Source organism: Lentzea sp. DG1S-22, assembly GCF_036321065.1.
GTDB lineage: Bacteria > Actinomycetota > Actinomycetes > Mycobacteriales > Pseudonocardiaceae > Lentzea > Lentzea jiangxiensis.
This window is the reverse complement of sequence record NZ_CP143276.1, coordinates 7,803,712-7,826,234: the sequence shown is the minus strand read 5'-3', so window position 1 is coordinate 7,826,234 and position 22,523 is coordinate 7,803,712. Positions and strand designations below refer to the sequence as shown.

At 69.3% G+C, this 22,523-nt stretch carries 24 protein-coding genes and 1 tRNA gene; 10 read left to right on the top strand and 15 right to left on the bottom strand.

Translation table 11 applies throughout. The annotated features are described in order from the left end of the window. The first annotated feature begins 4 nt into the window (after positions 1 to 4). The gene (locus tag V1227_RS37245; protein ID WP_329789811.1) at positions 5 to 2,176 is read left to right on the top strand and encodes an ATP-binding protein; all 2,172 of its coding nucleotides are present in this window, start codon (positions 5 to 7) and stop codon (positions 2,174 to 2,176) included. Here V1227_RS37245 and V1227_RS37240 read toward each other — a convergent pair. The 5 genes from V1227_RS37240 to V1227_RS37220 all read right to left on the bottom strand — a co-directional run bounded on the left by V1227_RS37240 (position 2,173) and on the right by V1227_RS37220 (position 6,285). Further along, positions 2,173 to 2,781 carry a LysE family translocator gene (locus V1227_RS37240; RefSeq protein WP_329789810.1) on the bottom strand — a complete coding sequence of 203 codons (609 nt, stop codon included), beginning with the start codon at positions 2,779 to 2,781 and terminating at the stop codon, positions 2,173 to 2,175. The genes V1227_RS37245 and V1227_RS37240 overlap by 4 nt on opposite strands. Before the next feature lie 19 nt (positions 2,782 to 2,800). Further along, positions 2,801 to 3,409 carry a LysE family translocator gene (locus tag V1227_RS37235; RefSeq protein WP_329789809.1) on the bottom strand — a complete coding sequence of 203 codons (609 nt, stop codon included), beginning with the start codon at positions 3,407 to 3,409 and terminating at the stop codon, positions 2,801 to 2,803. Between the two features lie 82 nt (positions 3,410 to 3,491). Further along, positions 3,492 to 4,019 (bottom strand): DUF4232 domain-containing protein, encoded by a 528-nt coding sequence (locus V1227_RS37230; protein WP_329789808.1) that lies wholly within the window; start codon positions 4,017 to 4,019, stop codon positions 3,492 to 3,494. An 89-nt stretch (positions 4,020 to 4,108) separates the two neighbouring features. Then, complete coding sequence (locus V1227_RS37225; RefSeq protein WP_329789807.1) at positions 4,109 to 4,780, bottom strand: response regulator; 672 nt, start codon at positions 4,778 to 4,780, stop codon at positions 4,109 to 4,111. Continuing rightward, positions 4,777 to 6,285: a sensor histidine kinase gene (locus V1227_RS37220; protein WP_329789806.1), complete on the bottom strand. Its 1,509-nt coding sequence runs from the start codon at positions 6,283 to 6,285 to the stop codon at positions 4,777 to 4,779. Before V1227_RS37220 ends, V1227_RS37225 begins: the two co-directional genes overlap by 4 nt. A gap of 205 nt (positions 6,286 to 6,490) precedes the next feature. Here V1227_RS37220 and V1227_RS37215 point away from each other — a divergent pair, with 205 nt between their 5' ends. The 3 genes from V1227_RS37215 to V1227_RS37205 are packed head-to-tail and all read left to right on the top strand — an operon-like array spanning position 6,491 to position 9,442. Beyond that, positions 6,491 to 7,465, top strand: a complete 975-nt coding sequence (locus V1227_RS37215) for a Bug family tripartite tricarboxylate transporter substrate binding protein (RefSeq protein ID WP_329789805.1) — start codon at positions 6,491 to 6,493, stop codon at positions 7,463 to 7,465. Next, positions 7,462 to 7,953: a tripartite tricarboxylate transporter TctB family protein gene (locus tag V1227_RS37210; RefSeq protein WP_329789804.1), complete on the top strand. Its 492-nt coding sequence runs from the start codon at positions 7,462 to 7,464 to the stop codon at positions 7,951 to 7,953. The genes V1227_RS37215 and V1227_RS37210 overlap by 4 nt, the downstream gene beginning before the upstream one ends. Further along, on the top strand, positions 7,946 to 9,442 hold the full coding sequence (locus tag V1227_RS37205) for a tripartite tricarboxylate transporter permease (protein ID WP_329789803.1): 1,497 nt from the start codon (positions 7,946 to 7,948) through the stop codon (positions 9,440 to 9,442). The genes V1227_RS37210 and V1227_RS37205 overlap by 8 nt, the downstream gene beginning before the upstream one ends. On the opposite strand, the gene V1227_RS37200 is transcribed toward V1227_RS37205, so the two are convergent. After that, the gene (locus V1227_RS37200; protein WP_329789802.1) at positions 9,439 to 10,029 is read right to left on the bottom strand and encodes a TetR/AcrR family transcriptional regulator; all 591 of its coding nucleotides are present in this window, start codon (positions 10,027 to 10,029) and stop codon (positions 9,439 to 9,441) included. The two genes, V1227_RS37205 and V1227_RS37200, sit on opposite strands and share 4 nt — an antisense overlap. A 9-nt stretch (positions 10,030 to 10,038) precedes the next feature. Continuing rightward, positions 10,039 to 10,830 carry an SDR family NAD(P)-dependent oxidoreductase gene (locus V1227_RS37195; protein WP_329789801.1) on the bottom strand — a complete coding sequence of 264 codons (792 nt, stop codon included), beginning with the start codon at positions 10,828 to 10,830 and terminating at the stop codon, positions 10,039 to 10,041. A 111-nt stretch (positions 10,831 to 10,941) separates the two neighbouring features. Here V1227_RS37195 and V1227_RS37190 point away from each other — a divergent pair, with 111 nt between their 5' ends. Next, entirely contained in the window at positions 10,942 to 11,313 is a 372-nt protein-coding gene (locus V1227_RS37190) for a helix-turn-helix domain-containing protein (RefSeq protein ID WP_329789800.1), read from the top strand. Positions 11,314 to 11,505: 192 nt separating this feature from the next. On the opposite strand, the gene V1227_RS37185 is transcribed toward V1227_RS37190, so the two are convergent. From V1227_RS37185 to V1227_RS37165, 5 genes are all read right to left on the bottom strand, one after another. Beyond that, positions 11,506 to 12,096, bottom strand: a complete 591-nt coding sequence (locus tag V1227_RS37185; protein ID WP_329789799.1) for a ClpP family protease — start codon at positions 12,094 to 12,096, stop codon at positions 11,506 to 11,508. Then, complete coding sequence (locus V1227_RS37180) at positions 12,093 to 12,707, bottom strand: ClpP family protease (RefSeq protein ID WP_236218160.1); 615 nt, start codon at positions 12,705 to 12,707, stop codon at positions 12,093 to 12,095. Before V1227_RS37180 ends, V1227_RS37185 begins: the two co-directional genes overlap by 4 nt. Positions 12,708 to 12,784: 77 nt before the next feature. After that, entirely contained in the window at positions 12,785 to 13,696 is a 912-nt protein-coding gene (locus V1227_RS37175; RefSeq protein ID WP_329789798.1) for a cellulose binding domain-containing protein, read from the bottom strand. Positions 13,697 to 13,961: 265 nt separating this feature from the next. Continuing rightward, positions 13,962 to 14,035, bottom strand: a tRNA-Leu gene (locus V1227_RS37170). A gap of 50 nt (positions 14,036 to 14,085) precedes the next feature. Continuing rightward, positions 14,086 to 14,367, bottom strand: coding sequence for a metal-sensitive transcriptional regulator (locus V1227_RS37165; RefSeq protein ID WP_090095729.1), 282 nt, complete (start codon positions 14,365 to 14,367; stop codon positions 14,086 to 14,088). A 324-nt stretch (positions 14,368 to 14,691) separates the two neighbouring features. Here V1227_RS37165 and V1227_RS37160 point away from each other — a divergent pair, with 324 nt between their 5' ends. After that, positions 14,692 to 15,033, top strand: coding sequence for a histone-like nucleoid-structuring protein Lsr2 (locus V1227_RS37160; protein WP_030466676.1), 342 nt, complete (start codon positions 14,692 to 14,694; stop codon positions 15,031 to 15,033). Between the two features lie 98 nt (positions 15,034 to 15,131). Here the strand turns inward: V1227_RS37160 and pabB are convergent, their stop codons facing one another. The 3 genes from pabB to V1227_RS37145 all read right to left on the bottom strand — a co-directional run bounded on the left by pabB (position 15,132) and on the right by V1227_RS37145 (position 18,550). Next, positions 15,132 to 17,117, bottom strand: coding sequence for an aminodeoxychorismate synthase component I (gene pabB, locus V1227_RS37155; RefSeq protein WP_329789797.1), 1,986 nt, complete (start codon positions 17,115 to 17,117; stop codon positions 15,132 to 15,134). A 93-nt stretch (positions 17,118 to 17,210) separates the two neighbouring features. After that, positions 17,211 to 18,056: a hypothetical protein gene (locus V1227_RS37150; RefSeq protein WP_329789796.1), complete on the bottom strand. Its 846-nt coding sequence runs from the start codon at positions 18,054 to 18,056 to the stop codon at positions 17,211 to 17,213. Continuing rightward, complete coding sequence (locus tag V1227_RS37145) at positions 18,053 to 18,550, bottom strand: SigE family RNA polymerase sigma factor (protein ID WP_329789795.1); 498 nt, start codon at positions 18,548 to 18,550, stop codon at positions 18,053 to 18,055. Before V1227_RS37145 ends, V1227_RS37150 begins: the two co-directional genes overlap by 4 nt. A gap of 197 nt (positions 18,551 to 18,747) precedes the next feature. Between V1227_RS37145 and V1227_RS37140 the strand changes: the two genes are divergently transcribed. The 4 genes from V1227_RS37140 (at position 18,748) to V1227_RS37125 (ending at position 22,480) form a co-directional block, all read left to right on the top strand. Next, a complete protein-coding gene (locus V1227_RS37140) occupies positions 18,748 to 19,932 on the top strand; it encodes a metallophosphoesterase (protein ID WP_329789794.1) in 1,185 nt (394 codons plus the stop codon). Positions 19,933 to 20,039: 107 nt separating this feature from the next. Then, entirely contained in the window at positions 20,040 to 21,206 is a 1,167-nt protein-coding gene (locus V1227_RS37135) for a type III PLP-dependent enzyme (protein WP_329789793.1), read from the top strand. Positions 21,207 to 21,239: 33 nt separating this feature from the next. Next, positions 21,240 to 21,635: an adenosylmethionine decarboxylase gene (gene speD / locus V1227_RS37130; RefSeq protein ID WP_030466682.1), complete on the top strand. Its 396-nt coding sequence runs from the start codon at positions 21,240 to 21,242 to the stop codon at positions 21,633 to 21,635. Between the two features lie 29 nt (positions 21,636 to 21,664). Beyond that, positions 21,665 to 22,480 (top strand): spermidine synthase, encoded by an 816-nt coding sequence (locus tag V1227_RS37125; RefSeq protein WP_090096058.1) that lies wholly within the window; start codon positions 21,665 to 21,667, stop codon positions 22,478 to 22,480. Positions 22,481 to 22,523: the final 43 nt, after the last annotated feature.

The following is a 22,523-nucleotide window of genomic DNA, read 5'->3' as shown; positions in this document are numbered from 1 at the left end:
GCCGATGACCGTGCGGGGCACCCTGTCTGCCCAGACCACGACGTTCATCGGCCGCGGTGCGGTGCTCGCCGAGACCGAGGTGCTCCTGCGCGAGACCGGGCTGGTCACGCTGACGGGTGCGGGAGGTGCCGGCAAGTCCCGGCTCGCCGTGGAGGCGGGGCGCTCGCTCGCCGCGGCGGAGGCGTTCCGGCACGGCGTCCGGCGGGTGCGGCTCGGGGACCTCGGGGATCCGGCGCTGCTCGCCCGCGTGGTCGCGGCCGAGTTGCGGATCGTCGACAACGCACCGGACGGCGGGTTCGGCCGTCTCGTGGAGTCGTTGCACGACAAGCACCTGCTGCTCGTCCTCGACGACTGCGAGCACCTGCTGGACGCGGTGCGGCACCTCGTGCACCACCTCCGGCGCGGCTGCGAGGGCCTGACGATCCTGGTGACCTCGCGGGAACCGCTCGGCCTCTACGGCGAACGCGTGCTGCGGGTTCCCCCGTTGAGCGTCGACGACGCGGTGCGGCTGTTCGAGGACCGGGCCGAGGTGGTGGCCGAGCAGGCCGACGTCACGGCGTTGTGCAAGGCGGTGGACGGGCTTCCGCTCTCCGTCGAGCTGGTGGCGGCACGACCCGCCGGGACGCCGCTGACCGAGGTGCTCGACGAACTCGGGCCCGCCACGCTGGAACGGGTGCTCGGGTGGGCGGCGCGGCGGTGCTCGGACGAGGAACGACTGGTGTGGGCGGCGCTGTCGGTGTTCCCCGCGGACTTCGACCTCGCCGCGGCCGAGGCGGTGGCGGACGCGGACGTGCAGGAACCGTTGTCCGCGTTGGTCCGCAGGTCGGTCGTGGTGGCGACGACCAGTCCTGTCACCGGCGAGACGCGGTACCGGTTGCTCAGCGCCGTGTCGCAGTTCGGTGCGCGTCTGCTGACGGACGCGGACGAACCGTTGCACCGCCATGCGCTGCACTACAGCGAGTTCGTGGACGAGGTCGCGCGCTCGTGGTTCTCGCCCGGCGAGGCGCTGTGGATGGGCAGGCTGTGGGAGGAGTGGCCGAACGTCCGCGCGGCGATCGGCCACGCCCTACGCACCCCCAGCCTCGCCGCGATCGGGGCGACGATGGCGATGAACGGCCAGAGGGCGCGGTTCACGTCGTTCGCCGGCATGCTCGGCCAGGCCTGGGACTTGCTGGCGGCGGCGCGCGAGGTGATCACCGAGGCGCCGTTGCGGACGTCGCTGCTCGCGCACTGCGCGTACATGGCGCAGGCACGCGGCGACATGGCGACGGCGATCCCGCTGATGAACGAGGCGCGCACGTTGCCACGGCTGCCGGTCACCGACGTGCACCTCGTTCTGGCCGAGGCCACGCACCTCTTCTTCGTGGAGGGGTCGCCGGATTGCGTGCCGTTGTACGCGCACGTCGTCGAACTGTGCCGTCTGCACGCCTCACCGGGTGACACCTACATCACCGAGCTCATGCACGCGATGGCGACGTGCTTCCTGCTGGACGCCGAAGCGGCGGACAAGGCGACGACCGGGCTCATCAGGCAGGCGGAGAGCAACGGCGTGAACTGGTCGCACGCCTGGGGGCTGTGGCTGCGCGGGCTCCACGAACTGCTGCACGGCGACCCGGCGGAGGCGCATGGGCCGGCGTTGGGGGCGTTGCGGATCCAGCTCGCGCTCGGCGACACGTGGGGTGCGCCGTTCAGCCTCTGGCTGCTCGCCTGCGCGTGCGCGGAGCTGGGGGCGTTCGACCGCGCCGCCCGGCTGCTGGGCGCCCTGCGGTCGCAGGAACGGATCTCCCGGATCTCGTTCGGCGGCATGAGCCCGTTCCACCGGGTGCTGGAGCGGGCGGACCGCGGCACCCGCCGCGCGCTCGGCGACGACTACCAGGTGATCACGACCCTGGGGGCCGACCTGCGTCCCGACCAGGCCATGGCGTTCGCGCTCGAACCGGTGCCCGCCTCCGAGCGCAGGCCGGTCCTGCCCGCCCTGCCCGGTGGTCTGAGCAGGCAGGAGTTCACGATCGCCGGCCTGGTCGCGGAGGGGTTCACGTCGAAGCAGATCGCGGCGAGGCTGTTCATCTCGCCGCGGACGGCGGACCGGCACGTGGTCAACATCCGCGTGAAGCTCGGCCTGCCCAGCAGGACGGCCCTCGCGGCGTGGCACCGCTCGGCCGCGGCCGACCGCTAGCGCGCCTCGAAGGCCAGCTTCAGCCCGAGCGCGACGAGCACCGAGGCGGTCAGGCGGTCCAGCAGAACCCGTTGCCGCAGCAGGAAAGCACGAGCGCGACCGGCCACGACGACCAGGAACGGCAACCACACGAGACCGAGGCCGAGGTGCACGGCGACGAGGACGGCGCCCCACGCCGGCTGGCCCGCGGGCATGAACTGCGGCAGCAGCGACAGGTAGAAGACGCCGACCTTGGGGTTGAGCAGGTTCGTCAGCAACCCCACCCGCAACGAGGCCTTCGCGGTCGGCACCGGACGGGAGTCTTCCAGCGACACGGTGTTGCGCGAGTCCCACAACGCCTTGGCGCCCAGGTAGACCAGGTAGGCCGCGCCGAGCCACCGCACGACGTCGTAGGCCAGCTCCGACGCCGTCAGCAGCGCCGTCAGGCCCGCGAGGCTCGCCACTGCCCACACCAGGCAGCCGAGCGAGATGCCGAGCACCACCCCCATCGCAGCGCGCTTGCCGCTGAACAGCGCCGTGCGCAGCACCATCACCGTGTCGAGACCGGGCGTGAGGACGGTGAGCAGTGCGATGAGCGAGAAGCTCAGGAGCGCGGCGGTCGACATGGGCACATCAGATCACACGCTACCTCGCGTCAGCAGCGGTTTTCAGGCCGAAGGCGATCAGCGCGGACGCGGACAGGCGGTCCAGCAGAACCCGTTGCCGCAGCAGGAAAGCACGCGCCCGCCCGGCCGCCGTGATCAGGACGGGGAACCACAGCAGGCCGATGCCGAGGTGGATGGCCACGAGCACGGCACCCCACGCGGGCTGACCGACCGGGAGGAACTGCGGCAGCAGCGAGACGTAGAAGACGCCGGGCTTCGGGTTGAGCAGGTTCGTCAGCACCCCGACCCGGACCGCCGCCCGCACGGACGGCACCGGCGCCGGTTCGTCGAGCTCGGCCGGCCGCCGGGACGCCCACAGCGCCTTGATCCCGAGGTAGACCAGGTAGCCCGCACCGAGCCAGCGCACGATGTCGTAGGCCAGTTCGGACGCCTGCAGCAACGCCGTCAGCCCGACCAGTCCGGCGGTCGCCCACACCAGGCAGCCCAGCGTGCTGCCCACGACGACGCCCATCGCGGCACGGCGGCCCACCAGCAGCGCCGTCCGCAGCACCAGGAGGGTCTCCAGGCCGGGCGTGATGACGGTGAGCAGCGCGACGAAGGTGAAGCTCAGGAGCGCGGTGGCCGACATGCGGCCATCAGAACACGGAAACGCCGCGACGCCGGAAGAGTTAACACGTCCGACACGACCCCGCTCCCCTGAGCTCCCCTTGCTAGCGGTACCAGGCGCGAACGCCCATCCGTCCCGTGCTGCCGAGGTCGATGTAGATGCTCTGTTGCGGTGCCACCGCGATCAACGGCTGTTGCACGGCACCCGGAGCGGTCGCCAGTTCGACGTGCTCGGCGACCTGCGGCGGCTCCAGCGAGGTGTTCGTGTTCCGCCACACGAACGCGCTGGCGGCGCTCTCCCCCGGTTGCACGGTGATCGGCTGCGGCGGGTCGTCGAACCCGTCGAGGACGGTGATCCCGCCGGTGCCCTCGAGGATCGCGACGTCCAACGGCAGGCGCTCCGCGTCGAACAGGCTCACCTGCGGATACCCGTTGAGCTGCAACGCCTCCGTCCCGCAGTTGGCCACCTCGACCGACATCACGCGCAGCCCCGAGGCCGCCTCGGTGTAGTTCGAGGTGAACCGCACTCCCGCCGCACAGCCGGGATCCTCCGACGCCTGCGCGACGGGGCCGCTCGCGACCAGTCCGGCCAGAACGGCGATTGCTGTCAGAACCTTGCCCCCATGTCTCATGCACCCGAGCATGCCAGTGACCGCGGTGGTTGCGGTGAAACCTTCACAAGACCTCCACGAGGATGGAACGTCCATTGTGGAGTGATCGATCAGGTCAGCCGGTACCCGTGCGCCGGGCGGTTCGCCATGCCGTAGCGCGGCTGCACCTCCGCCTTGCCGATCGTCACCAGGTGTTCCAGGTAGCGGCGAGCGCTGACCCGCGACAGTCCCGCCCGGTCACCGACCTCCTGCGCCGACAGGTCGTTCTCGCTGTCCCGCAACGCATCGGTCACCAGCCGCAGGGTCACCGCCGACAACCCCTTGGGCATCGCGGGGGTCCGCGGCCGGTGGTGCATCAACGAGTCGACCTCGTCCTGGTCGAGCACCTGCCCGAGCCGCTGCACCTCGATGCGCTGGGCGAGGTACTCGCGCATGCGATCGATGAACGCCGTGCGCGTGAACGGCTTCACCAGGTAGTTGTCGACGCCGCGGGACATGGCCTGCCGCACGGTCTCCCGCTCGCGCGCCGCGGTGACCGCGATGACGTCGACCGGGGACCCGCCGCGGGCGCGCAGCCGTGACAGCACCTCGAGCCCCGACATGTCGGGCAGGTGGATGTCGAGCAGCACCAGGTCGGGCCGCAGCGCGTCGACGGCCCGCAACGCCTCGCCGCCGCGGTGCGCCTCGCCGACCACCTCGAACTCGGGCATCGCCTCCAGGAAACCGCGGTGGATCGCGGCCACGGCGAAGTCGTCATCGACCACGAGCGTCCGCACGCTCATCGGTTCCCCGTCTCCGGCAGCCACACGTCGAACGACGCGCCGCCGAGCTCCGAGTCGGTGATCGCCACCCGGCCCCTGCGCCGGGTCACCACCCTCGACACCAAGGCCAGCCCTATTCCCCTGCCGTGCGCGCCCTGGACGTCCTTCGAGCTCACGCCGAGGTCGAAGATCCGGCCTCGTTGCGATTCGGCCACCCCTGGCCCGTCGTCGTCCACGACCACCCGCACCCCGCTCGCCGACGATCGCACCAGCACCCGCACGGTTCCTCCGGTCTCCACGGCGTCCACCGCGTTGTCGACCAGGTTCCCCAGGACGGTCAACGCGTCGTCGCCCGCACGGATGTCGACGGAGCTGCCGGGATCGAGCCGCAGCTCCACACCTCGTTCGTGCGCGGTGGAGGATTTTGCCAGCAACAGGGCCGCCAGCGCGGGGTCGGTGTTCGCCCCGTCGATGATGTCGGCGGTGAGCGACCCCGCTCCGCCGACCCGTTCGATGTACGCGACCGCGTCCGGGCCGCGGTCGAGCTCCAGCAGACCGCCGATGACGTGCAGGTGGTTGGAGAACTCGTGGGCCTGCGCCCGCAGCACCTCCGTGACGGTGCGCTGGCCGTCGAGCTCCCTCAACGCGTCGTGCAGTTCCGTCCGGTCGCGCAACGTCAGCACGACGCCGACCGCGCGGTCGTGCGTCTTGGCGGTCATCCGGTTCGCGACCAGGACCCGTTCACCGGCGAGCACCAGCCGGTCCGCCACGTCGTCCTCGCCGCGCGCCAAGGCGAGCAGGCCGTCGTCGAGGACCTCCGCCGCCGGCTGCCCGCCGGGGTCCTCCGCCAGGCCGAGCAGGCGCATCGCCTCGTCGTTGACCAGTGCCAGCCGCTCCTGGTCGTCCACGGCGACCACGCCCTCGCGGATGCCGTGCAGCATGGCGTCCCTGGTCTCCAGCAGCTGCGCGATCTCCGCGGGTTCGAGGCGGAACATCCGGCGCCGCACGTGCTGCGTGACCAGCGCGGCCCCCAGCACGCCGATGAGGGCGGCCGCGGCCAGCCAGCCGATCAGCTCCGGCAGGTCCTCGGCGAGGTCGTCGGACAGCTGGCTCTCCAGGATGCCGACCGAGGCCATGCCGATGATCCGGCCCTCGGAGGCGCGGATCGGCACCTTCGCGCGCAACGACGTGCCGAGAGTGCCCGTCTCCGTGCCGACGAACACCTCGCCGGACAGCGCGGTGCTCGGGTCGGTGGACACGTGCTCGCCGATGCGCTTCGGGTCGGGGTGGGCGTAGCGGACGCCGTTGCCGTCGGTGACGACGACGTACGTCACGTTGGACGCCTTCCGGATCACCTCGGCCAACGGCTGGATGGACGCGGACGGGTCAACGGTTCCAAACGCCTCGATGACTGTCGGTAGCCGCGCCACGCTCTCCGCGACCGACAGCATCCGGTCCTTGTACGAGTCGCGGATGCGGTCGCTCTGCAGCTTGGCGGCCAGCAGCCCGGCGGCACAGGTCGTCATCAGGACAATGACCACCTGCAACGCCAGCAGCAAGGCCCCAAACGAAACAGATCGGCGGAACATGGATGGAATTCTGACGCATCCCCTGTGAAACAAGTCACGAACTAAACGACCAATACGGAACTTACGACCTAACACTTACGTGTGCACTCACCCGTTACCTAGCGTCCCCGCCCGACGTTCGCGACGATGCGAGGAGTGTTCGATGGGTACGGCGTGGAGACGAGCCGTGGCGGTGGCCGCCGCGGGACTGGTGCTCGCGGGATGCGGTCAGGGGGCGAAGGGCGCGGGCGGCGGTGACTCCATCGCCAAGCTGGAGATCATGGCGCCCGCCGACCCCGGTGGCGGCTGGGACCAGACCGCCCGCGCGATGCAGTCGGCGGTGACCGGCGCGAAGCTCGTGAACTCCGTGCAGGTCAGCAACGTCGGTGGCGCCGGCGGCACGGTCGGTCTGCAGAAGCTCAGCTCGGAGCGCTCCGAGTCGTTCCTGATGATCACCGGCCTGGTCATGGTCGGCGCGGTGGAGACCAACGCGTCGCAGACCCGGCTGGAGGAGACCACGCCGATCGCCCGGCTGACGGCCGAGGACGAGGTCGTCGTGGTGCCCGCCGACTCGCCGCACAAGACGATCGACGACCTGCTCAACGCGGTCAACGAGAAGGGCAAGGGCGTCTCGATCACCGGCGGCTCCGCCGGCGGCACCGACCACATCCTCGCCGGCATGCTGCTCAAGGCGAAGAACATCGACACGGCCAAGCTGAACTACGTGCCCTACTCCGGTGGCGGCGAGTCGCTGGCGGCGCTGCTCGGCAAGAAGGTCGACGCGGGCATCTCGGGCGTCGGCGAGTACAAGGAGCAGATCAAGGCGGGCAAGCTGCGCGCGCTGGGCACGTCCGGCCCGAACCCGCACCCCGACCTGAACGCGCCGACGTTCAAGGACCTCAACGTCGAGCTGATCAACTGGCGCGGCGTCGTGGCGCCGGCGTCGATCTCGGCCGAGGCCAAGACCCGTCTCACCAAGCTCGTCACCGACATGCACGCGAGCGACGCGTGGAAGGCGGAGCTGCAGAAGAAGGGCTGGACCGACACCTTCCTGACCGGCACCGAGTTCTCCACGTTCCTGTTCAAGGAGATCGGCCGCGTGAAGCCCGCTCTGCAGGACATCGGGCTCGTCAAGTGATCGCTGAAAGAGCGGAGGAGTACGCGTTCGGCGGTCTGGTCGCGGCGATCGGGGTCTTCACCCTCCTCGACGCGACCACGATCGCCGCGCGCGACGACAACGCCGTCGGACCACGCGCGTTCCCCTACGCGGTGGGAATCCTGCTCGTCGTGACGGGCATCGCGGCGATCATCGCGACCGCGCGCGGGAAGCTCGGGCGGGCCGAGGAGGCCGAGGACGTCGACGAGACCGTCCGCACCGACTGGGTCACCGTGGGCAAGCTGGTGGCCGTCCTCGTCGCGCACCTGGTGCTGATCGACCTGGTCGGCTGGCCGGTCGCGGCGGCGCTGCTGTTCTTCGGCGCCGCCTGGAGCCTGGGCGCGACCTGGTGGCGGGCGCTGCCGATCGCGGTGGTGCTGGCGCTCGTCGTGCAGATCGTGTTCGCCTCCGGCCTGGGCCTGTCGCTGCCCGCCGGGATCTTCGAAGGGGTGCCGCTCCTCGATGGATAGCATCACCGCCCTCATGGAGGGCTTCGCGACCGCCGCGCAGCCCGAGTACCTGCTCTACGCGCTGCTGGGCGTCACGCTCGGCACCGCCGTCGGCGTGCTCCCCGGCATCGGCCCGGCGATGACGGTGGCGTTGCTGCTGCCGCTGACCTACACGCTGGAACCGACGGCCGCGTTGATCATCTTCGCGGGCATCTACTACGGCGGCATGTACGGCGGTTCGACGACGTCGATCCTGCTGAACACCCCGGGCGAGTCGGCATCGGTCGTGACCGCCTTGGAAGGCAACAAGATGGCCAAGGCCGGGCGCGGTGCGGCCGCGCTCGCGACGGCGGCCATCGGCTCGTTCGTGGCGGGCACGATCGCCACGGTGCTGCTCACGTTGCTGGCGCCCACCATCGCGGACGTCGCCGTCCAGCTGGGCCCCGCCGACTACGTGGCGCTGATGGTGGTGGCGTTCACGACCGTGGCGGCACTGCTCGGCTCCTCGCCGGTGCGCGGTCTGGCGTCGCTGGGACTCGGCCTGTTCATCGGGCTCGTGGGCACCGACACGCTGACCGGGCAGCAGCGCTTCACGCTCGGCATCGCGACGATGGCCGACGGCATCGACGTGGTCGTGGTGGCGGTCGGCGTGTTCGCGGTCGGCGAGGCGCTGTACGTGGCGTCGCGGCTGCGGCACGGGCCGATCGAGGTCATCCCGATCGGCGGGAAGTGGATGACGCGCGGCTTCTGGTCGCGTTCGTGGAAGCCGTGGCTGCGCGGCACGTTCATCGGCTTCCCGATCGGCACGGTGCCGGCCGGTGGCGCCGACGTGTCGACGTTCCTGTCGTACGCGGCGGAGAAGAAGCTCTCGAAGCGGCCCGAGGAGTTCGGCAAGGGCGCGATCGAGGGCGTGGCGGGTCCGGAGGCGGCCAACAACGCGGCCGCGGCGGGTGTTCTGGTGCCGTTGCTGACCCTCGGCCTGCCCACCACCGCGACGGCCGCGGTGATCGTGGCGGCGTTCCAGAGCTACGGCATCCAGCCGGGACCGTTGCTGTTCACCAACAACTCCGCGATGGTGTGGGCGTTGATCGCGTCGCTGTACATCGGCAACGTGATGCTGCTCGTGCTGAACCTGCCCCTCGTGAAGATCTGGGTGAAGGTGCTGCAGATCCCGCGGCCGTACCTGTACGCGGGCATCCTGCTGTTCGCGGCGCTGGGCACCTACGCGGTGAACTTCGTCGTGGACGACCTGATCGTGCTGCTGGTGATCGGTGTGGTCGGGTTCTTCATGCGGCGCCACGGTTATCCGGTCGCGCCGCTCGTCGTCGGCCTCATCCTCGGCCCGATGGCGGAGGAGCAGGTCCGGCGCACGCTGCAGATCAGCGAGGGCTCGCTCAGCGCGCTGGTGACGAGCCCGTTCGCGGCGGTCGCCTACACCGTTCTCGTGGTGTTGCTCGTCGTGGCGTTCACGCTTCGGTTGCGCCGCAAGAAGTCCGAAGTGACGGTCTAACCGCGCACGGCGGCAAGCGCTCGTTCGTACAGCTCGAACGGATCAGCCTTGCCGCCGTGGCGGACCCACAGCTCCGAGGCCGTGTCGACGCACGCGAACACCGTGGCGATGACACCCATCGCCGCGGGGTCGGGGATCTCGCCGTGCTCGATGCCCATCCGCTTCTCGACGACGGGCACGAGCGCCTTCTGCCACTTCAGCCGCTTCTCGAAGTACCTCGCGCGCAGCGAGGCGTTGCCGAAGATCAGCGTCGAGATCTCCAGCACCCGCTCCTGCGGGTGGTTCGAGGCCGTGAGGATCGCCGTGAACCCGGCCCGCAGCGCGTCCCAGGTGGACACCTCGGGCGCCTGCTCCTCGACCGTGCGGACCAGCAGCTCGCCGAGCGCGTCCTGCTCACCGCAGACCAGGTCCTCCTTGGTGCCGAAGTAGCGGAACAGCGACCGCTGCGACACACCGGCCCTCGCGGCGACCTGCGCCATCGTGGTCGCCTCGTAGCCCTGCTCCGCGAACAGGGCCAGTGCCGTCTCGACGATCTCGGCGACCACGGCCCGGCGCGACCGGTCCCACAACGTCGCCGCCTTCTCCATGCGCCCACTCTAACCGCGCCGGACCATGCGCCCGATCATCCGAGCGTTGAAGGCGCGCGAGGTCAGGTGGCGTGACGCGAACGCCAGGAACCGGTTCGTCCTGCCCGAGATCACTCCGACGGGCGTGACCCTCCGCTCCAATGCGCGCATGGCGCTCGCGACCACCTCGCCGGCCGTCTGCATCCTGGTCCCGCCCGCCATCTCCTCGCTGCCCGCGACGTCGAAGAACTCGGTCCGCGTCGCACCGGGCGACAGCACCACGACCCGCAACCCGGTCCCCCGCGACTCCACCCACAGCCCTTCGGTGAAGCTCACGACGAACGCCTTCGCCGCGCCGTAGACCGAAGCCCACGGCGACGCCTGGTAGGCCGCCATGCTCGCGACGTTGACGAGGAAGCCGTGACCGTGGGCGCGCAACGGTCCGATGAACGCCCGGCTGATCTCGACGACGGCGTTGACGTCGACCGCGACCTCCTGCCGCAACCGGTCCGGGTCCTCCTCGTGGAACGGCCCGAAGTTCGCGAACCCGGCGTTGTTGACGACGCTCGTGACACCGAACCCGGCGGCCTCCTCGGCCAGCCGCTGCCCGATCCCCGGCTGGGCCAGGTCCGCCGCCACCACGTGCACCTCCACGCCGTGCGCCGCGCGCAACTGCCCGGCCAGCTCCTCCAGCCGGTCCTTCCTGCGCGCGACCAGCACCAGCCCCGACCCGCGCGCCGCCAGCTGCCGCGCGAACTCCGCGCCGATGCCCGAACTGGCCCCGGTGACCAGCACCGTCTGCTTCCCGAAGTCGACTCCCATGATGTCACCGTACGCCAGTCTGGCAGTCACTGCCAACCTGTCTTCTCCTGCTACTTCTGCTGGTAGCAGAACCGCTCTTCGGGGTGGCCGGGGTGCTGTCACGATGACGACATGGCGGAGATCCTGGACTTCAACCGCAAGCCCGGTCCTTCACCGCGCCCCGAACCGCTGTGGCGCGAGGCCTTGGGCCGCAAGCTGCGCGAGACCCGGGAAGAACGGGGCGACCGCCTGGTCGACGTGGCCGAACGGGCCGGGATCTCGGTGCAGTACCTGTCCGAGATCGAACGGGGCCGCAAGGAACCCTCGAGCGAGATGATCGCCGCCGTGGCGGGGGCGCTGGGCGTCGACCTGGCCGACCTGCTGATCGGGATCGCCGGTCAGGTCCGCAACCTCCGCTCCGCCAGCTCCTTCCGGGCCGGCGGGCACTTCCAGACCTCGCGCCCGACGGGCCGCCCCTCGGGCCCGGTGGCGATGGCGGCCTGACCGACGCCGGCCTCCTCACCCCGCACCGGGAAGGCCCGCGGCGCGACCAGCCGCAACGCGGCCATGCACACAGCCTGGCTCAGCAAGCCATCAGAACCCAACGCCGCCGGGCAGCGCTCGGCGCCGACGCAGTGATCAGGGCTTTACCTCGAGGGGCGGGATGCCCCCTCACAGGGCATGGCCGGGCGCTTCTCAGCCCCGCTGGTCCAGCACCCGGTCGGCCAGCCCGTACTCCACCGCCCCGGCAGCGTCGAACACCCGGTCCCGGTCGGTGTCGTGCCGCAGCTCCTCCACGCCTCGCCCGGTGTGCCGGGCCAGGATGTTCTCCATCTGCGCCCGCACCCGCACCACCTCGTCCGCCGCGAGGATGAGGTCCGGGATGGTGCCCCGCCCCTGTGCGGCGGGCTGGTGCAACACCACCCGCGAATGGGGCAGCACCGACCGCCGTCCCTCGGCCCCCGCCGCCAGCAGCACCGCTCCCACCGCCACCGCCTGCCCGACGCACGTGGTGGCCACGGGCGCCTTGATGTACCGCATGGTGTCGTACAGGGCGAGCATCGCGGAGGGATCCCCGCCCTCGCAGTTGATGTAGAGGTTGATCTCCAGGTCCGGGTTGTCCGCCTCCAGGTGGAACAGCTGCGCGATCAGCGCGTTGGCCACACCGGAGTCGATTCCCGTGCCGAGGTAGACGATCCGCTCGGACAGCAGGTGCGAGTAGACGTCCATGACCCGCTCGCCGCGGGCGTCGCGCGTGATGACGTTGGGGATGGTGTAGCTGCTCATGCGACGGCTCCCGAGTGAAGTCCCAGCTTGTGCATGCGGACGGGCACGACCTGGCCGAGGTCGCTGACCACGTGGTCGATGAAGCCGTACTCGCGCGCCTGTTCCGTGGTGAACCAGCGGTCGTGCAGCGAGTCGGTGAAGATGCGGTCGAACGGCTGGCCGGTGTCCTCCGCGATGAGGCCGAGCACCGTGTCCCTGGTGTGGCGCAGGTCGTCGGCCTGCACCTCGACCTCGACGGCCGAGCCGCCGATGCCCGCACTTCCCTGGTGCATCAGGATTCGCGCGTGCGGCAACGCGAACCGCTTGCCCGGCGTGCCCGCCGAGAGCAGGAACTGGCCGGCACTGCACGCGAGGCCCAGCGCCAGCGTCGCCACGTCGCACGGCACCAGCCGCATCACGTCGCGGATCGCCAGCATCGAGGGCACCGACCCACCCGGCGAGTTGATCCACAGCGCGATGTCCTGCCGCGGGTCCTCGCTCGCCAGCGACAGCATCTGGGTCGCGAGCACAGTGCCGTTGTCGTCGTCGAGCGCGCCGTCGAGAATCAGCACGCGCTGACCGAAGAACCGCTCCCTCAGCCCTGGGCTGAACATCTTCTCGTTGTTGGTCATGGCACCGACGATGCCGGGCACGCCCGCCGGTGCGCCGCTTTCTCTGCCGTGAGCAGATCAGCTCACAGCAGGCGCGGTCAGCTCGTCGCGCAGGCCGTCCCGTTGAGCGTGAACGACGAGGGCGCGGTGTTCCTGTCGCGGAAGGCCCCGATGAACCCGATGGTCACCTCACCGGGCGCCGGAATGGTCTTGGTGTGGTCGACGCTGGTCGCGGTGACGGCCGTTCCCCGCTGCGACGCGGTCGCGCCCCACATCTCCCGCACGCTCTGCCCGTCGGCGAACGACCACCGCAACGTCCAGCCGCCGATCGCCGCCGCGCCGGTGTTCCTGATCGTGATCCTGCTGCGGAACCCGCCCTGCCACTGCTCGTCGACCCGGTAGGCCACCGAACAGGTCGGTGCGGGAGGCGCGGTCGTCGTCACCGGAACCGAAGGCGCGGCCGCGGAAGTGGTCGCAACCGACGTCGAGGGCTCGGCACGCTGAGAAGACGGCGGAACCGTGGTCGTGGTGGGTGCGACGTCCATGCCGTTGCACGGCGCTCCCCACAGGCCGCGGTCGGCGCGAGCGGCACCGAGTTCGGCGTCGGAGAGCGAGCCGGCCGCGTCCTGCGCCCTCAGCACACCTTCGCGAACGGCGAGCGCCGCGTAGTCGGTGTCGTCCTCCAGCCGGACGTTCACCTCGCCCGGCGTGACAGCGCTGACGCGAACGGGCTTGCCCACCAACGTCTTCTCGGCGAACGCGCGGGCCTGCGCGGCCCAGCACCCCGCCGGCGCCGCCAGCAGCGAGATCCGCACCCGCTCCCCGCTGTCGAGCTCGATGGTCCGCCCGTCCACCACCGCGCGAACGACGGCGGCCACGTCGCCACGCGAGTCGTTGACCAACGTGGGCACCTGCAGCTGCACCGGCGCCGTCACGGGTCGCGACTGACCCTCCACAGTGCACCCGCACACCAGCAGCACGAGAAGAAGCGACAAGGACTTCCGGACCACCGAAGACTCCCGCACACGATCGTTGAATCCTGCACGACCGTAGCGGCCCGCACCGGTCACCACATCCACCGTTCGGCCTTGATCACCAAGGAATCGAAAGATCCGATTCCACTGTGGAATCGCGTGATCGGTCGAGCGAAGCGACGACCGCGGCTGGGGTCCGGGGCGCAGCGCCCCGGCTGGGGTCTGGGGGCTCGGCCCCCGGAAAACACCACGAGCGAGGCATGGTCTGCGCATTCCGCAGACACACCTCGCCCGAAGATCGTGCCCCCGGTGCGACTCGAACGCACACTGGACGGATTTTGAGTCCGCTGCCTCTGCCGATTGGGCTACGGGGGCGTAGCAGGGTGAACTGTAGCGGATCACCCAAGCGGGTTTCTCGTGGGTCCCTACGACTTGACCAAGCGGCTGATCGCCGCCGACGCCTCCGCGATCTTCTCCTCGGCCACCGCTCCGCCTTCGGCCGCGGCCTGGGCCACACAATGCTTCAGGTGCTCGTCGAGCAACCCGAGCGAGACCGCTTGCAGGGCCTTCGTGGCGGCGGAGATCTGGGTGAGGACGTCGATGCAGTAATCGTCGTTCTCGACCATGCGCTGGAGACCGCGGATCTGTCCCTCGATGCGGCGCAGTCGCTTGAGGTATGCGTCCTTGTCCGCGGTGTACCCGTGCATCGGCTCCCGACCTTCCCTACCCGTGCGGGTATGTGGAGGATACCCGCACCCGACGCGGGTGCGTTATGCGCAACGCTGCTCCGTCAGCGGGAATGGGGAAGCGTCCGGCAAGCCCAGCAACGGGCCGAAGTGAGACGACTAGCTGCACATTTTGGACCCATAACACCCGTGTGGTTTACCGGGGGAAATGCCCCGACCGGGCGGTTGGGGTCACATTTTAGCGGCGAAAGGTTCGCCGTTTTTCACGATGTGCACTATGGTGTTGTCGAAGCACGTGGTTACGTCGAGGATCCGCGTGCTATGTGAGTACCCAACGGAGGAACAGTGGCACAGCAGACCGTCGTCCAACTCATCGACGACCTCGACGGCGGAGAAGCCGACGAGACCGTGACCTTCGCACTTGACGGTGTCGAGTACGCCATCGACCTGTCGAAGGGAAATGCGGAGCGGCTTCGTGAGTCGCTGGCGGACTTCGTCGCCAAGGCTCGCCGTGCGGGGGGCCGCAAGCAGCGCAAGGGCACCGGCAAGTCGACGGTGAAGGCCAGCGACAAGGCAGAGGCACAGCGCATTCGCGACTGGGCTCGCGCACAGGGGCACCAGATCTCGGACCGCGGTCGCATTCCGCAGAACCTGGTCGTGCAGTTCCAGGAAGCTCACGCCTCCTGACCTGCTGAAACCAGCGAGGTTTCCACACGTCGGCCGGACCGCCGGCCGACGTGTTAAACCGCGTTCCGGCTCGTTCACACTATCCCCGGAACGCGGGATCAACGCCCTGGAAAGTCCACGCCGAACAGGCGCGACACCGCAGTGGCCTTGACAGCTGTCTCCTCGAATTCCTCGGCGGGGTCGGACAGCGAGATCACCGCTCCCCCGACACCGAATGTCACCCGGTCGCCGTTCGCGACCAGCGTTCGGATGACGATGCTGAAGTCGGCTGCTCCGTTGAGCGAGAAGTAACCGAGCGCTCCCGAGTACACCCCGCGTGGACCGGCTTCCAAGCCGTCGAGGATCTGCATGGTCCGGATCTTCGGCGCACCGGTCATGGAACCGCCGGGAAACGCGGCCCGAACACATCGGACGGCAGAACTGTCCGGCCGGAGCCGTGCCCGCACGGTGCTCACCAATTGGTGCACGGTCGAGTAGGTTTCGACGTCGAACAACCGCGTCACCTGGACGGAACCGACTTCCGCGCAGGTGCCGAGATCGTTGCGGACGAGGTCCACGATCATGAGGTTCTCGGCGCGGTCCTTGACCGATCGCGCCAACGTCGTGCGCAACATCTCGTCGTCCGCCGCATCAACGCCGCGAGGTCGCGTGCCCTTGATCGGCGACGACTCGACGACGCCATCCCGCTGCACACGGATAAATCGTTCGGGTGACGTGCTGAGCACGGAGAGGTCACCGAAACGCAGCAGTGCGCCGAACGGAACGGGATTTGCGGCTCGAAGCAGCCGATATGTGTCCCACGGGTCGAGCGGGGCACGCCACGACATCATGTTCGTCAGGCACGCCTCGTACGTCTCACCCGCGGTGATCGCTTCCTGGCAGGCGCCGATCAGCTTCAAGTAGTGCGCGCGCGGATGTCGCAACGTCACGTCGGACACGACGGGACGGGATGGTTCGGCCAATGGCGACAGACCGGCCAGAACCGCCGAAACCTCGTCGAACCAGTTGTCCTCGGTCAGCGACAGCAAATAGACGCGATCTTCTTCGTGGTCGATGACGACGGCGCGGTCCGCGAACACGAACGACGCGTCCGGCTGTTCGGCGCGGTGCGCGAAGTCGCCGCCGCACTCGGCCTTCAGCTCGTAGCCGAGGTAGCCGACCCAGCCCAGGGCGAAGTCGAAGGGCACGTCGGGCTGCTCGACACCCCACTCCGACAGGTCGTCGTCCAGCCACGAGAAGAAGGACGGGCAGTGCTGCCGTTCGCCGTCGAGCGTGAGCACGTGGTCCTGCACGGAGTACTGCGCGACGCGGGCGAGCGGCCCTGACGCGTCCCCCATGAAGGAGAAGCGACCGCGGGTGCCGCTGTCCAGCCAGAACGCGGCCTCAGACGCCCCGTGCAGCGCCGCGAAGGCTTCCTCCGCGTCAACGGCAACGTCGAGCCTCCGCACCTGCACAGGACGCTTCTGGGCCTCCGCGCGAACCGGCGGCGGCTCCGCGACGGCGGCGGTCCGCGTCGGGGTCAGCGCGGCGAAGTTCGCGAGCATCTCGCGGCCGAGCTCCGTGCAGATCGACTCGGGGTGGAACTGCACGCCCCACGCGGGCCTGTCGAGCGCGCGCACGCCCATGAGAACGGAGTCGTCGCTCCAAGCGATCGCTTCCAGGGAAGGAGGCAGGTCCGTGACCGCCAACGAGTGGTACCGCACGACTTCCATCGGCGACGGCAATCCAGCGAAAACATCAACGCCCGTGTGTGTTATCGGCGAAACGATTCCATGTCGCGGCACGGGTGCGGGCCCCACAACAGCGCCGTACGACAGGCACAGGCCCTGATGTCCCAGGCACACGCCGAGCAACGGGATCTCGGCGTGGTCGATCACCGCGCGGCACAGGCCGAAGTCGGCGGGGTTGCCGGGCCGGCCTGGTCCGGGCGAGATCACCACGTGGTCGAACGACCTCAACGAGGACAGCCGGAACCGCGGGTCGTCGTTGTGGACGACCACGGGCTCGGTGCCGTTCACCTCGGCCAGGTGCTGGAAGAGGTTGAACGTGAACGAGTCGTAGTTGTCGATGAGCAGAGTCCGCATTGCGGACGGCACTCTACCTGCCAAAACACTCGAAAGGAGCAACGAGAGAGGGCGGCCACAGATCGTGACCGCCCTCCGGACTCGAACGCGAACTCAGCTGCCGAGCAGGAACTTCGGATCAGCCGCCAGCGCCGCCAGGTCCGGCGTGAAGAACGGCTGCGCGTCCAGCTTCGGATAGCCGCTGTAGGCGTACTCCTCCTCCTGCCCGACCGTCACCGTCCAGCCGTTGGCCGCCCGGTAGGACGCCCAGGTGCCGGCGGGCATGGCGGGGTTCGTCGAGGGCAGGGTCGCCACCTGCTTCCCGTCGACCTCGTAGGTCTTGCAGCTTCCGGAGCCGCCTTCCGGCCGCCTGAGCACCGTGCACGGATCGGCCTGGTCCTTCGGGTTCGGCGTGGACACGCGCACCGTCAGCCGGCCGACCTTGTCGCCCTTGCGCACCGGCACGTACGCCGTGTACTCCCAGACCTCCGGCGTCTCGCCCTTGTTCGACGAGACCTGCGCCTGGCCGCGGAGCATGTCGCCGCGTGGCCCGGAGTCCTGGTACTGCAGGTCGGGTGTGTCGTACCCGGCGGGCACGGACGCCTTCGCCAGTTCCAGCAGCTGCCTGCCGCGGTCCGCCTGCGGTCCGTTGGTGGCCGTCCGGTCGCTCTGCCCGACCGGCCACTGCTCGCCCCACTGCGTGTCGGGCATGCCCGAGCTGGAGCTGCTCGGCCCGGCCCCCGTCAGGTACTCCTGCGCCCCCTGCGGGTTCAGCGCGAACGCCGACCCGAGGCCGACGCCCACCACCAGCACGGCGACCACGGCTCCCGTGATCGACGCCCGCCGCTTCGACCGGGCCTTGTGCGCCCTGCCGAGCGCGACGCCGGGATCCATCGACGGCGGCGGGCTGCTCGCCACCACCACGTCCTGGAAAGCTCGCTTGAGGTCCTGTTCGTTCATCGAACCCTCTCCTGCTCCGAGAGCAGGCCGCGCAGCGTCTGCAGCCCCCGCGCGGCCTGGCTCTTCACGGTTCCTTCCGAACACTTGAGGACCACGGCCGTCTGTTCGACGGACATGTCCTCCCAGTACCGCAGGACGAGGCACGCACGCTGCTTCGGAGGCACCTTCGCCAGCGCCTCCAGCAGCACCATCCGTTCCTCGGGGTAGGTCCCCGGTGGAGCGGCCGAGTCGGTCAGGTCGTCACTCGCCGACTCGAACCGGAACCACCCGCGCCGCCGCTCGGACAGGAACGTCCGCACCAGGACCTGCCTGGTGTAGGCGTCCAGCGCCTCGTGCCGCTCGATCCGGCGCCACGCCAGGTACAGCTTCGTGAACGCCTGTTGCACGAGGTCTTCCGCGCGATGCCAGTCACCGCACAGCAGGTATGCCGTGCCGCGCATGACGTCGGAACGGGCCGCGAAGTACTCCTGGAACGCGGCGTCCCGGTCACTCATCAGGTTCCCCCTTCTGCGGTGCCGGGTTAGTCACGCCACCTGGGGCCTGGCGGGTTGCACGGGTTCGCCGGCGATTTTCGCCGGAGCGGGGAAGGGGGTCGCACCGGTTGTGACGGTGCGCGTGCCGAACGTGAGCGCGCTTCCCCGAAGGGAGCACCGAAGGTCGCCCACGCGAGAGGGAAAAGCATACTGATGTCGTGATTTTCCTGTTGCTCCTCGGAGTTCCGACCGCGCTCGGTCACCTCTACCTGTGGCGTCGGCTGGTCGTGGACACAACGCTCCCGCGCACGCTCGGGCGCCGCGTCGGCGCGCTGGCCATCGTCGGCGCGTTCCTGCTGCTGATGAGCGCCCTGGTCGTGACGCGGAGGGTGCCGCCGGAGTACGGGAAGTTCTTCGCCTGGCCGGGGTTCGTCTGGCTCGCGGTGCTGTTCTACCTGGTGATCGTGCTCGGGATCGCCGAGGTGCCGCGCCGGGTCCTGCTCAGGCGGGCGACCGCCGCGCCGGTCGCCGTCGGCACCGGCGCCGAGGCCGTCGAACCGGTCGAGGTCGTGCCGGACCCGTCGCGGCGGCTGTTCATCTCGCGCTCGGTCGCGATCGGCTCCGGCCTCGCCGCGGGCGGCATCGTCGGCTACGGCATGACCGAGGCGCTGGGCGACCCGAGGATGCTGAACGTCCCCGTGTCACTCGGCAAGCTCAAGTCGTCGCTGTCGGGTTTCCGCATCGCGGTCGTGAGCGACATCCACCTCGGGCCGCTGCTCGGGCGTTCGCACACCGAACGGATCGTGCGGATGATCAACGAGCAGGAGGCCGACCTCGTCGCGATCGTCGGTGACCTGGTCGACGGGTCCGTCGCCGAGCTGGGCGAGGCCGCCGCACCGTTGCGGGACCTCGTCTCGAAGCACGGCAGCTTCTTCGTGACGGGCAACCACGAGTACTTCTCCGGTCACGAGCAGTGGATCGCGGAGCTCGAGAGGCTCGGCGTGAACCCGTTGCGCAACGAGGGGTTGACGGTCGCCGGCGGCATCGAGGTCGTAGGTGTGAACGACGTCACCGGCAAGTCGTACGACGACGGGCCGGACTTCGACCGGGCACTGGCGGGACGGGACCGCAACAACCCGGTAGTCCTCTTGTCGCACCAGCCCGTGCTGGTCGGCGACGCCTCTTCACACGGCGTCGATCTCCAGTTGTCCGGCCATACACACGGCGGACAGATGGTGCCGTTCAACTTCCTTGTGCCGTTGCAGCAGCCCAGCACGGCGGGGCTGTCGAAGGTGGACGACACGTGGCTCTACACCAGTCGTGGCGCGGGTTTCTGGGGTCCGCCGGTGCGCGTCGGGGCCCCGCCGGACATCACGATGATCGAACTTCGTTCTGCTGGCTAAATCACACTCGGCTCGACGGGATTGCGCGATTGCGGTGTCAAGGCCGTAGAGTGGTCGGCCGTGCCCGCGTACGGAACGCGGGCGGATGAAGGGGGAACCCTGGGGAAATGACCGAGAGCTTCGCCGTTCATCGGCGCACCGAGGCAGAGGCTCGTATTCGGCGTTTCCTGGACCAGGAGAACCCGTCGACACCGTGTCTGGTGATCGACCTCGAGACGATTCGCGGCCGCTACCAGGCGATCCGCACCGCACTGCCGTCCGTCGACATCTACTACGCGGTCAAGTCGAACCCCGAGTCCGACGTGGTCGGCACGCTGGTCGCCGAGGGTGCGCACTTCGACGTGGCGTCGCCCGCGGAGATCGACCTGTGCCTGGCGCGCGGCGCCGCGCCGTCGTCGATCTCGTACAGCAACCCCATCAAAAAGGCCGCTGACATCGCGTACGCCCACTCGCGCGGCGTGCGGATGTTCGTGTCGGACAGCGAGCAGGACGTCCGGTTCGTAGCAGCTCACGCGCCGGGCTCGGCCGTGCTGGTGCGGATTCTCGTCCACAGCAAGGGTTCCACGTACCCGTTCGGCAACAAGTTCGGTTGCGATCCGGAGATGGCGACGGATCTCTTGCGGCTGGCGCACGAGTTGGGACTCGTTCCTCTCGGCGTCGCGTTCCACGCGGGCTCGCAGCAGCTCTCCGTGGAGGGCTGGGACTCCGGCATCGCCGACGCCGCCCTGATCGCCGCTAAGCTGCGCGCCGAGGGCATCGAGACGACGACGGTCAACCTGGGCGGCGGTCTCCCGGCCGTGTACCAGGCCTCCACGCCGTCGCTCGAGTCCTTCGCCTCCGCCATCGAGGCTTCGCTCGCCCGGCACTTCGGTGCCGAACGTCCCCGCGTGATGATCGAGCCCGGCCGGGCGATCTCCGCCGAGGCCGGGATGATCCGGTCGTCGGTCGTGCTCGTGTCGCGGAAGTCCTATTCGGACGAGCGCCGCTGGGTCTACCTCGACATCGGCCGCTACCAGGGCCTCGCCGAGACCGAGGGCGAGGCGATCGCGTACCGGTTGCGGACCTCGCGCGACGGCGGCGAGACCGGCCCGATCGTGCTGGCGGGTCCGACGTGCGACGCGGACGACGTGATCTACCAGCACACCCGCTACGACCTGCCGCTCGACCTGCAGGCGGGCGACCACGTGGACATCCTCCACGCGGGCGCCTACACCTCCTCCTACTCGTCCGTGTGCTTCAACGGCTTCCCGCCGCTGGCCACGTACTGCATCTGAGTCCGTCGCAATTCACATAGTTTGGAGTGATTGATGTCCGAAGCGCCCTGTCAGACCGAGGAGACCGTCGGTTTGTTCGCGGGACAGCACGTACTTGCAGAGCTTTCGGGTGTGAGTGCCGATCTGCTCGACGACGAGCAGTTCTTGCGACACGCCCTCGGTGAGGTTCTCACGCAGGCCGACGCAACTGTGCTGGAGGTGATCTCCAAGAAGTTCGATCCCCAAGGAGTCACCGTGCTGGCTTTGCTGTCGGAATCCCATGCCTCGATCCACACCTACCCGGAAGTGGGTTCGGTGTTCGTCGACGTGTTCACCTGCGGTACTCGTGCGAAACCCGCGCTCGCCGTGCAGCTACTCGCTGACGCACTGGGCGCCGCTCACGTGAGCACGGATCTCGTCACTCGTGGCATCAAGGAGCACGCCGCGTGAACGTCATCAACGAACCACTCGCCGAGGGCATGACCCGCCACTGGCGCGTGGACGAGGTGGTGGTCGACACCAAAACCGACTTCCAGCACCTCGTGATCGCCCGCACGGCCCAGGGGTTGTCGCTGTTCTGCGACGACGACCGCCAGTCGACGGAGTTCAGCCAGCTGACCTACCACGAGGCCCTGATGGTGCCGGCGCTGCTGCTGGCCGACACCGTCGAGCGCGTGCTGGTCATCGGCTCCTCCGAGGGCGTCGTGTGCCAGATGGCCGTTCAGCACGGTGCTTCGGTGGTCGACCACATCGACATCGACGAGCAGGCCGTGAAACTGTGCGCGGAGCACCTCCCGTACGGCTACACGGTCGAGGAGCTGGCCGCCGCGGAGAAGGGCGACGGCCCGATCCGCGTGCAGTACATCGACGGGTTCGAGTACATCCGCACGACGTCGGAGAAGTACGACATCGTGCTGGTGGACCTGCCCGACGAGCGTGAGGAGGAGGCGCAGCACAACCGCTTGTACGGCGCCGACTTCCTGCGCATGTGCAAGGCCCTGCTGCGTCCCGGCGGCGTCGTCGTCAACCAGTCCGGTTGCCAGACTATGTGGCGCAACACCACGCTGATCCGCTCCTGGCAGCGGTTCAACGAGGTGTTCGACACGGTCGCGTACTACGGCTCGGACGAGCACGAGTGGGCGTACCTGTTCGGTCGCGCGGACGTCGTCGAGGACCCGACCGCTCTCATGGTCGAGCGCCTGAAGACGGCCGGGTACGAGCCGGAGACGATCGACGACCTGGCGCTGGTGGGCAACAGCATCCCGCCCTACCGGGTGCGGCAGTCGCTGGCCTGACGGTTCAGGTTCTTCGGAAGGGGCGCTTCCCGTTCGCGGGAAG

Coding starts and splice junctions, on each gene's coding strand:
- V1227_RS37220 (WP_329789806.1), bottom strand. CDS start 6,285: ATGACGACCTGTGCCGCCGGGCTGCTGGCCGCCAAGCTGCAGAGCGAC.
- V1227_RS37135 (WP_329789793.1), top strand. CDS start 20,040: ATGACCGAGAGCTTCGCCGTTCATCGGCGCACCGAGGCAGAGGCTCGT.
- V1227_RS37190 (WP_329789800.1), top strand. CDS start 10,942: ATGGCGGAGATCCTGGACTTCAACCGCAAGCCCGGTCCTTCACCGCGC.
- speD (WP_030466682.1), top strand. CDS start 21,240: ATGTCCGAAGCGCCCTGTCAGACCGAGGAGACCGTCGGTTTGTTCGCG.
- V1227_RS37125 (WP_090096058.1), top strand. CDS start 21,665: ATGACCCGCCACTGGCGCGTGGACGAGGTGGTGGTCGACACCAAAACC.
- V1227_RS37215 (WP_329789805.1), top strand. CDS start 6,491: ATGGGTACGGCGTGGAGACGAGCCGTGGCGGTGGCCGCCGCGGGACTG.
- V1227_RS37180 (WP_236218160.1), bottom strand. CDS start 12,707: ATGACCAACAACGAGAAGATGTTCAGCCCAGGGCTGAGGGAGCGGTTC.
- V1227_RS37200 (WP_329789802.1), bottom strand. CDS start 10,029: ATGGAGAAGGCGGCGACGTTGTGGGACCGGTCGCGCCGGGCCGTGGTC.
- pabB (WP_329789797.1), bottom strand. CDS start 17,117: ATGCGGACTCTGCTCATCGACAACTACGACTCGTTCACGTTCAACCTC.
- V1227_RS37240 (WP_329789810.1), bottom strand. CDS start 2,781: ATGTCGACCGCCGCGCTCCTGAGCTTCTCGCTCATCGCACTGCTCACC.
- V1227_RS37185 (WP_329789799.1), bottom strand. CDS start 12,096: ATGAGCAGCTACACCATCCCCAACGTCATCACGCGCGACGCCCGCGGC.
- V1227_RS37225 (WP_329789807.1), bottom strand. CDS start 4,780: ATGAGCGTGCGGACGCTCGTGGTCGATGACGACTTCGCCGTGGCCGCG.
- V1227_RS37145 (WP_329789795.1), bottom strand. CDS start 18,550: ATGAGTGACCGGGACGCCGCGTTCCAGGAGTACTTCGCGGCCCGTTCC.
- V1227_RS37245 (WP_329789811.1), top strand. CDS start 5: ATGACCGTGCGGGGCACCCTGTCTGCCCAGACCACGACGTTCATCGGC.
- V1227_RS37150 (WP_329789796.1), bottom strand. CDS start 18,056: ATGAACGAACAGGACCTCAAGCGAGCTTTCCAGGACGTGGTGGTGGCG.
- V1227_RS37230 (WP_329789808.1), bottom strand. CDS start 4,019: ATGAGACATGGGGGCAAGGTTCTGACAGCAATCGCCGTTCTGGCCGGA.
- V1227_RS37165 (WP_090095729.1), bottom strand. CDS start 14,367: ATGCACGGGTACACCGCGGACAAGGACGCATACCTCAAGCGACTGCGC.
- V1227_RS37205 (WP_329789803.1), top strand. CDS start 7,946: ATGGATAGCATCACCGCCCTCATGGAGGGCTTCGCGACCGCCGCGCAG.
- V1227_RS37235 (WP_329789809.1), bottom strand. CDS start 3,409: ATGTCGGCCACCGCGCTCCTGAGCTTCACCTTCGTCGCGCTGCTCACC.
- V1227_RS37195 (WP_329789801.1), bottom strand. CDS start 10,830: ATGGGAGTCGACTTCGGGAAGCAGACGGTGCTGGTCACCGGGGCCAGT.